Raw genomic sequence first — 9,002 nt, forward strand, 5'->3', positions numbered from 1 at the left:
CCCGCACATCGTGGCACACCCGACGGCCATCCGTGAAGTGGACCACGGGCGCGGCTCGCGGAAGACGGACGAGGCCCGCACCCCGAGCGGGGTGCGGGCCTCGTGCGGCGTGCGGCCGGTCCCGTCAGGAACCGGCCGCCGAGATCACTTGAGGGTGACCGTGGCGCCGGCGCCCTCGAGGGCAGCCTTGGCCTTCTCGGCCGTCTCCTTGTTCGCGCCCTCCAGGACCGGCTTCGGGGCACCGTCCACGAGGTCCTTGGCCTCCTTCAGGCCGAGGGACGTGAGCGCGCGCACCTCCTTGATGACCTGGATCTTCTTGTCGCCGGCGGCCTCGAGGATGACGTCGAACTCGTCCTTCTCCTCCTCGGCCGGGGCGTCGCCCGAGCCACCCGCGGGGGCGGCGACCGCGACGGCGGCCGGAGCGGCGGCGGTGACCTCGAAGGTCTCCTCGAAGGCCTTCACGAACTCGTTGAGCTCGATGAGGGTGAGGTCCTTGAACTGCGCAATGAGCTCGTCGGTGCTGAGCTTCGCCATGATGGCGTTCCTTTCGTCAGTGCTCGGCAACAGCCCGGTGCGGGCCTGCCAGAAGCGGGGTTGTGTGCTTGCGCTGTCGTGATCGCGTGCCGAAGCACGGATCAGGCGGCAGCGCCCTCCGATTCCTGCTTCTGACGCAGGGCATCGATGACGCGGGCGGCCTCGGCGGGCTTGGCGGTGAAGACGTACGCAGCCTGGAACAGCTTCGCCTTCATCGCGCCGGCCGCCTTGGCCAGCAGGACCTCGCGGGACTCGAGGTCCGCGAGCTTCGTGACCTCCGCGGCGGTCAGGGGGCGCCCGTCGAGGACACCGCCCTTGATGACCAGCGCGGGGTTCGCCTTGGCGAAGTCACGCAGACCCTTCGCTGCCTCGACCGGGTCCCCGGTGACGAAGGCAATGGCCGACGGGCCCTGCAGGTCGGCGTCGAGTCCCTCGACACCGGCCTCCTTGGCCGCGATGGCGGTCAGCGTGTTCTTCACCACGGCGTAGGTTGCGTTGCCGCTGAGCGACCGACGCAGCTGCTTGAGCTGCGCGACGGTGAGCCCGCGGTACTCGGTCAGCACGGCAGCGTTCGAGTCGCGGAACTTGTCCGAGATCTCGGCGACTGCGGCTGCCTTGTCCGGCCTCGCCATGGCAATCCTTCCGGTGGTGGTACCACCGGCGTCGCCCCGGAACGAGAAAGAGCCCCGCGCAGGCGCGGGGCTCGCAGTCGTGGCACGGCACGAGGCCGGGACGCACGTCGTCGATTCGCTACCTGCGCTGGCCTCCGCCTCGTGGGCGGGACTTCGGCCTCCGCGTTCCGCAGAGGGATCTGCGGGCAGCGTCGGACGACCGGCGGTCTTGGGTACTCGCTCATCGTACGGGACGACGGCGCGTGGTCCAAACCGCGCGCCGTGACCCCCGGCGGGGATCAGAGCACGAGGGGCCCGAAGCACACCAGGGGCACGGGCTCCGGCTCGTCCGCGACGGCCCGCGCGAGCGCCGTCCCCGGCATCACGCCGTCGCGCAGCTCCGCGTGCAGCGCCGGCATGACCCGCGCGGCGACGTCGTCGCGCAGCGGCGCCACGCTCGCGATCACCGCGCGCGCCCCCAGGCGCAGCAGGACGCTCGTCAGCCCGAGGGACTCCCCGCCGATGCGCGGGGTGGACAGACCGACCTCGCACGCCGACAGCACGACGACGACGCCCCGCAGGTCGATGCCGTCGAGCTCGTGCGCGAAGAGGGGCCCGTCGGCGAGGCGCAGCGAGGAGAACAGCGGGTTGCTCGTGTCGTGCGTGCCGTGCGCGGCGAGGTGCAGCACCCCGGCCGGGGCGATGCCCGCCGTGACCGCGGCGCACGTCGCCTGCTCGCCCGTGAGCACCTGCGCCCCGTCCCAGACGCCCCCGACGAGGCGGGCCTCCGCCGCCGAGAACCTCAGGCCCGGCCCCGCGACGACGAGCGCCTGGTCCGTCCGACGCACCGGCTCCGCGTGCCGCAGGTCGATCCACGAGTTCGCCCACGTCCGGCGCCGGTGCCGCGAGGGCAAGCACGCCCAGGGCACGGCGAGCAGGACGTCGCGGGCGGCGACGTGCAGGTCGCCGTCGACCTCCAGGGGGGACACGAGCTGCTCGTCGAGCGCCTCCAGGGTCCGGGACAGCGACGCGACCGCCGCCTGACGCATGGGGACGGGGATGAGGACGTTCGACAGGACCCCGAGGTCGGCCCGCGCCCGGCGCACACGCTCCCCCACCACCGACCAGCTGCCGAGCCGGACCAGCCGCGAGCCCTCGGCCGACACCCGGACCGCCAGCACGTCGTCGCCGTCGCGCACCAGGTCAGCCACCACCGCCCCGGAGCCGGCCTCGGCGAGCGCCGTCCGCAGGCCCCGCTCGGTCGCGGCGACCGGCGTCGACGCCTCCCCCTCGTGCTGCCACGCCCGCCGTCGCGCGTCCTCCTGGAGCCGACGCGCGGCGCGCAGGTGCTCCTGGCGGCGTCCGAGCCGCTCCGGGTCCTCGGACGCGCCCAGGGCGCGGGCGGCCTCCACCTCGCGGCGGGCCGAGACGAGCAGCTCGGCCAGGACCGGGTCCTCCGGCGGGCGCACCCGCCCTGCCCCCGCGAACGCCGCGCGCCCGCGCTCGACGGCGTCGAGGAGGGGAGCAGGGCGGCCCGTGCGACGGGCCGCCTCGACGTCGATGTTCCCCAGCCGCACGCCGTGCACCGCGGACGCGGTCACCGCGTCCACCGAGCCGAGCCGCGCACGGTGGTCCGTCAGAGCAGCCTGTCCGCGACGGACCGCCCGCAGACCGGCCGCACGGTCGCCCGCGGCGTAGGCGATGCGCGCCAGGACCGCCTCGTGCTGGATCCGCAACGGCAGCGGGGCGTGCCGCATGCCCGCCGGGATCGCGTCCAGGGCTCCGCGCGCCGCCTCCAGGTCACCGGCCGTGGCGTACCAGTCGGCAGCCAGGAGCGACGCGCGCACCTCCACCCCGAGCCGGACCTCACGGCCGAGCGACCCGCTGCGCGTCGCCACCGCGAGCGCCGCCGCCGCGCGTCGTCGTGCGGCCGCGGGCACGACGGCGCCGCGGGCGTCCGCGGCCGCCAGCGCCTCGAGCTCGTGCACCTGGGCGCGCAGCTCCCACGGGACGTTCCCCATGCGCGCGAAGCGGCGCGCCGCCGAGCGCGCCTGCTGCCGCGCGTCGTCGAACCTCCGCAGAGCGACGAGCGCCTGGGAGCGCACGAGCTCCACCTCCGCGAGGTCCCGCACCATCCGGTACCGGCGCAGGTGCTCGCGCGCCTCCCTCAGGGTCTCGTCGGCGTCGGCGACCAGCCCCGCGTCGAGGAGCACCTGCGCCTTGTCGACGAGCCCTACGGCCGCGTGCCGTTCCGGCGCGGCGGCCGCGGCCTGGTCCATCACCCGCAGCGCGACGGGCAGGTCGCCCCGCAGGTACGTCACCCAGCCCTGGTTGTGCTCCGCCATGGAGGAGTAGAGCGGGTTGCCGATCCGCCGGGCGTAGTCGGCGCACGCCGCGAAGTCCTCCGCCGCCTCCGCGAGGCGGCCCATGTCGGACCGCAACGACCCACGGTTCATGTGGAGCACAGCGAGGTCGCGCCACGCGTCGGCGGGCACGAGGCGCATCGCCTCGTCCATCGCGTGCGACGCCGCGCCCATCGCCCCGGTCCGGTGCAGCAGCAGGCCGCGCTGGCCGAGCACGACCGCGCGCAGCGCGCGGTCGTGCTCGGCCGCGGTCTCCGCCGCCTCGAGAAGGTCGAGCGCGGACTCGACGTCGCCCCGCGACTCGAAGTGGCACACGGCGAGACCGATGCGCGCCCGGACGACGAGCGCCCGCCTGTCACGGGTGCCGACGGCACGGCGGTCGGTGGTCGGCGCAGGCTCGGCGCACCACGCCAGCACCGCGTCGAACCCCTTGCTCGCCGCCGCGTGCCGCCCCCGGGAGTTCAGGCTCAGGGCGCGCTCCAGCCTGGCAGACGCCTCCGTGAGCGTGGAGACCCCCACCGTGCACACCTCCGTCCCCGCGGGGACGGATCACCCCGCGTCGCGCGCTCGCGGCCGCTCGATCCCGACGGTCGCCGTGACGGCGCGCCACGCCGCGTCGACGCGTTCCGCCACCCGGTCTCCGAGATTACCGCTCCCGGTGGCGAGCGGTCCCGTCTCGAGCGCCGCGCCGATCTCCGCGGCGAGCACCGGAGCCGCGAACGACGTGCCGCTCCACGTGCCGAAGCCTCCCTCGAAGCTCTCCGGGTCGATGGTCGCCCGCCAACCGCCGAAACGGGCGTCGGGGAGCTGCCGGGAGGGCGTCGTCGGGCCGTTGAGCGTCGTGGGGAACGTGCTGACGACGGCGGCCCCCGGACGCAGGGTCGTCACCCACGGGCCCTCGTTCGTGAACAGCGCGGTCGTCTCGTCGGGGTTGCTCGCCCCCACCGTGAGGACGGGCACGTAGTGGTGCGAGAGCTGCTCGTCCTCGACGACGACGTCGGTCGGCGTGCCGCCCACCTGCGGGGCGAACGCCGCCGGGTACATCGGCCGGGTCGAGCCGTCGTTGCCCGCCGCCACGACGACGACCATGCCCGCCTGGCGCATCGCCCGCAGGACCGACCGCAGGGGCCCGTCGTAGGCGACGTCCTCCGGCTGCTCGTGGTAGTACCCCATGGACAGGACGGCGACGTCGACCGGGAAGCAGCCGTCGACCCCGCGCAGCCCGCGCAGGTGGAAGCGCAGGAGCCGTCGCAGCGACTGCAGCACGTCCCACTCCGGGACCGTGCCCGAGCCGCCGAAGATCCGGACGGGCAGGATCGCGGCGTCGGGCGCGATCTGGTGGACCACGCCCGCGATGAACGTCCCGTGACCGGCGATGGGGTCGAGCGGGCCCGTGAGCGGGGCGGACGACGCGCCGCCGTACTCCGCGTCGTCCTCCGGGCGCGTGGCGAGGGGGAACGTCCCGATGGGCTCGCCGTCGAGCGTCGCGCTGCGCAGGACGACTCCGTTGCCGTCGCCCTTCGTCGGGTCGGCCGGGTCGTACGCGCCGAACCACGGGTGGGACCCGACCCCGGTGTCGAGCACGGCGACGACGGCGCGCCGTCGGCCGTCGGCGTCCACCAGGGGGCCGTCGCCGGCGGGGCGTCGGACGGGCGCTCCACCGATCCGGTTGACAGGCGACCTGCCGCCGGTCCCGGCCTGTCCGTACTCGGCGAGCCCGCGCACGGGCAGAGGGGTCGAGTAGGGCAGCGGCGTGGAGTACGGCAGGGGTGTCGAGTACGGGAGCGGGGTGGAGTAGGGCAGCGGCGTCGAGTACGGCAACGGCGTCGAGTACGGGAGCGGGGTGGAGTACGGCGTCGCCGTCATCACATGGTCCAGCGTGATCGTCGGACCGTCCGGGTCGTCGGGGTCGAGCAGACCCCCCAGCTCCTCGACGAGCTTCCAGGCGTCGGGGACGTCCTCGTGGTCCTCGGGCACCAGGCGCAGCGCGAACCCGTACGCGTCGTCGTCGGCGTGCTCCGGTCCCTCGTCGTCGTCGACCGCGCCGAGCGCCCGGGCGACCGACAGGGGCGCACGGTCCCCCGCCGTGTCCAGGGCCACCTGCCACCGGCGGCGGGACGCCGCCGCCTCGATCGGGCTGGATGACGCCCCCTCGGCGAACGCGACGAGGTCGGCGACGTCGCCCGGGCCCGCGAGACGGTCGCGCACGGACCGCGGAGGCGCTCCCCGCACGATGAGCCGGTCCGCGACGTACCACGTCGGGTGGAGCGGCCGCCGTCCGCGGTGCGGGCGGACGTCGATCGGGTCGAGGAAGCGCATCGCGCGTCCCGCGTACCCGTCGGGGCGCGGCGTCGGGCTGTCAGGTGTCTGGCTCAAGAGAGATCTCCCGTGTCGGAGGTCGGCGCCCGGCGACGCGACGTGACGGCCTCGTCACGGCGTCCGGCTGGTCTGGTCCTGCGGGGGGTCGGCCCATGCTCCTGCACGGGTCGGACGGCGCTCGGAGGTGCGTTGCCGCCGTCACCCCCGGGCGTCGTTCGTGCTCACAGCTCGACGACGGGCGTGCTGACCGCACCGCCCGTGCCGTCGGCGCGGCGCACCACGAGGCTCGCCGGCCCGCGGTCGACGGCGTCGAACGCGAAGCGGCCGTCGTCGTCGCTCGCCGTCTCGGTCACCGACCCGGGCCGGTGCAGCTCGACGCGCAGGGCCGTGGCAGGAGCCGCCCAGCCGTCGATGCGGACGCGACCGCCGTCGGCCGGCGACAGCGAGATCATCACAGTGACGGACTCCGAGGTGAACGTGATGGTCCGCGCCTCGACGGGCGGTGCGTCACCGCGCACCGACATCTCCGGCACGTGCACGTACTCGAGCTCCATCACCTCGGCCTCCAGGCCCGCCAGCGTGATGGCGAACAGGGACCGGTCGACGAGGCCCGCGGGAACGGGGTCGATCTCCTCCGCGATGCGTGCGAGGTCGGCCAGCAGCGCGACGTCGACCGCGTCGATCGGCTCGTCCGGGCTGTGCTTGGACTCGGCGCTCATGATGCTTCCCACGATTCCCCCTGGTCGTCGATGATGTCGCGCAGCTTGGCGAGGCAGCGTCCGCGCGTGGACCCGATGCTGCCGACAGGCATGCCGATCGCGGCCGAGATGGACCTGTAGTCCGGCCGGTCGGCCAGGGAGACGAGGCGCAGCAGCTTCTGGCATCGTTCCGGGAGCTGGGCGAGGGCCCGCCACAGCCCCCGGTCGCGCTCGTTGCGCAGCACCTCGTCGTCCGGCGTCGGGTCGCCCGAAGGAAGCTCGGGCACGCCCTCGTCGGTGTCGTCGGGGAGCTCGGTGCGTCGTCGTACGTCGTCGCGGTGCTTGCGCACCGTCTCCCACGCCGCGCGCTTGGCCGTGATGAGCAGCCACTTGAGCACGGCGTGCGGTTCCTTGATCGTCATCGCGTTGCGCACGAGCGCGACCCACACCGTCTGGACGACGTCGTCCGCCTGCTCGCGGTCCACGCCCTGGGCGCGGACCGTGTGCCACAGCAACGGCGTGGCCTCGCGGACGAAGTCGCCCAGCGCCTGCGGCCGACCGTCGCGGTACTCCAGGAGCGCGAACGCCCCCCGGTCTCCCAGGCTGGGCTCCGGTTGACCGGTCTCGGCGAGGTCGTCTGTCGTTCTCGTCATCGGCGGCACTGTCCTCGGCACGCTCGTGCGGTCAGGCATCAGCGGGGGGTCCGCAGAGACGCCTGATTCTACGGCGAAGCCGTCGGGCTCGACAACCATCATCACTGGTCACGACCCTCCTGGCTCGCGGCGGATGGGCCCATCGTTCTCCTCGGCGGGTCTCGTCGGCGGTGCGTCGTCGAGGTGCTCCACGCACCTGTCCACCGGGACGAGAGGGACCACCGGGCAGCCTGATACATCCTCTCGCGCCCAGTTTGCCCCCAGGCCGCTCCCCGGTGGCACGGCATGTACGCGTTCTCCCGTACACCGGCGCCGCAACCACCGGGAGTTCCCTCATGCCCCCGCCGCGCCGCGCCTCCTAGCGTCGAGGAGACCCGTCGTCGCGACGGGCCGGCGCGCCGACGACGTCGCGCGCCCGAGACCCGAGGAGCAGCACCGTGACATCCCTCCCGACCCGCCGCAGCGGTCCCGCGGCGCGCGCACGCCGCGCCGTCGCCGCCGTCGCGACCGCCGTCGCCCTCGCCGCGACCGGCGCCGCCACCGCCGCGCCCGCCAGCGCCACCCCCTCCCCCGCCACCGCCACCGTGACGGCCGCCCCCGCGGCCGCCGCGGCGTCGGACACCCAGTGGCTCACCGGCTACTGGCACAACTTCGACAACGGCTCCGTGACGATGCGCCTGTCCGAGATCCCGCAGGCCTACAACCTCGTCGCCGTGGCGTTCGCCGACAACAAGACGGGGACGCCGGGCGGCATCACGTTCAACCTCGCGTCCGCCGAGCTCGGTGGCTACACCACCGCGCAGTTCAAGGCCGACATCGCCACGATCCGCTCCCAGGGGCGCAAGGTCGTCATCTCCGTCGGCGGGGAGAAGGGCAACGTCGTCGTCTCCAACGCGACCGAGGCGAAGAACTTCGCCGACACCACGTACGCCCTCATGCAGGAGTACGGCTTCGACGGTGTCGACATCGACCTCGAGCACGGCATCAACGCGACCTACATGGCCGACGCGCTCCGCCAGCTCTCCGCGAAGGCGGGCCCCGACCTCATCCTCACGATGGCCCCGCAGACCATCGACTACCAGGCGACGAGCATGGGCTACTACCAGCTCACGCTGAAGATCAAGGACATCCTCACGATCGTCAACACCCAGTACTACAACTCGGGCACGATGATGGGCTGCGACCAGAAGGTCTACAGCCAGGCCACCGTCGACTTCCTCACCGCGCTGTCCTGCATCCAGCTCGAGATGGGGCTGCGCCCCGACCAGGTCGGCATCGGCGTCCCCGCCGTGCCGCGCGCCGCCGGCGGCGGCTACCAGTCGATGGCGAACGTCGTGAAGGCCGTCGACTGCCTCGAGGTCGGCACCGGTTGCGGCTCCTTCAAGCCCGCGACGCCGTACGGGAAGATCGGCGGCGTCATGACCTGGTCGATCAACTGGGACAAGACGAACAACTACGAGCTGGCGAACGTCGTCGGCAAGCGCCTCGCGAGCGGTCCGAGCACGCCGCCCACCACCCCGCCGACCACGCCTCCCACCACGCCTCCGACGACGCCCCCCACCACCCCGCCGACCACGCCTCCCACCACGCCCCCCACGGGCACGTGCACCGCGACGGCCTGGTCGGCGTCCGCGATCTACGTGGGCGGCAACCGCGTCTCCCACCAGGGCCGCACCTACGAGGCCAAGTGGTGGACGACCAACGAGAACCCCACCCAGAGCGGGCAGTGGGGCGTCTGGCGCGACCTCGGCGCCTGCTGATCCACCGCTGCCGGGTCACGACCCGGTGATGCACTCAGGGCCGGGTGCGGCACGGCGCCCGGCC

General features: G+C 73.9%; 7 protein-coding genes. 1 reads left to right on the forward strand and 6 read right to left on the reverse strand.

Going from position 1 to position 9,002, the window contains the following annotated elements; all coding sequences use genetic code 11:
- Window positions 1-144: 144 nt before the first annotated feature.
- The 6 genes from rplL to LGQ04_RS09520 form a co-directional block, all read right to left on the reverse strand.
- The gene (gene rplL / locus LGQ04_RS09495; protein WP_229243434.1) at window positions 145-534 is read right to left on the reverse strand and encodes a 50S ribosomal protein L7/L12; all 390 of its coding nucleotides are present in this window, start codon (window positions 532-534) and stop codon (window positions 145-147) included.
- Window positions 535-635: 101 nt separating this feature from the next.
- Window positions 636-1,166, reverse strand: a complete 531-nt coding sequence (gene rplJ, locus LGQ04_RS09500; protein ID WP_229243435.1) for a 50S ribosomal protein L10 — start codon at window positions 1,164-1,166, stop codon at window positions 636-638.
- 278 nt (window positions 1,167-1,444) lie between these two features.
- A complete protein-coding gene (locus tag LGQ04_RS17720) occupies window positions 1,445-4,027 on the reverse strand; it encodes a CHAT domain-containing protein (RefSeq protein ID WP_229243436.1) in 2,583 nt (860 codons plus the stop codon).
- Window positions 4,028-4,057: 30 nt separating this feature from the next.
- Entirely contained in the window at window positions 4,058-5,884 is a 1,827-nt protein-coding gene (locus tag LGQ04_RS09510) for a S8 family serine peptidase (RefSeq protein WP_229243437.1), read from the reverse strand.
- A 164-nt stretch (window positions 5,885-6,048) separates the two neighbouring features.
- A complete protein-coding gene (locus tag LGQ04_RS09515) occupies window positions 6,049-6,546 on the reverse strand; it encodes a hypothetical protein (protein ID WP_229243438.1) in 498 nt (165 codons plus the stop codon).
- Window positions 6,543-7,178 (reverse strand): RNA polymerase sigma factor, encoded by a 636-nt coding sequence (locus LGQ04_RS09520; RefSeq protein WP_229243439.1) that lies wholly within the window; start codon window positions 7,176-7,178, stop codon window positions 6,543-6,545. Before LGQ04_RS09520 ends, LGQ04_RS09515 begins: the two co-directional genes overlap by 4 nt.
- A 437-nt stretch (window positions 7,179-7,615) precedes the next feature.
- On the opposite strand from LGQ04_RS09520, the gene LGQ04_RS09525 reads away from it, so the two are divergent.
- A complete protein-coding gene (locus LGQ04_RS09525) occupies window positions 7,616-8,938 on the forward strand; it encodes a glycosyl hydrolase family 18 protein (protein WP_229243440.1) in 1,323 nt (440 codons plus the stop codon).
- Window positions 8,939-9,002 lie beyond the last annotated feature (64 nt).

The organism is Cellulosimicrobium marinum, assembly GCF_020551945.1.
Lineage (GTDB): Bacteria > Actinomycetota > Actinomycetes > Actinomycetales > Cellulomonadaceae > Cellulosimicrobium > Cellulosimicrobium marinum.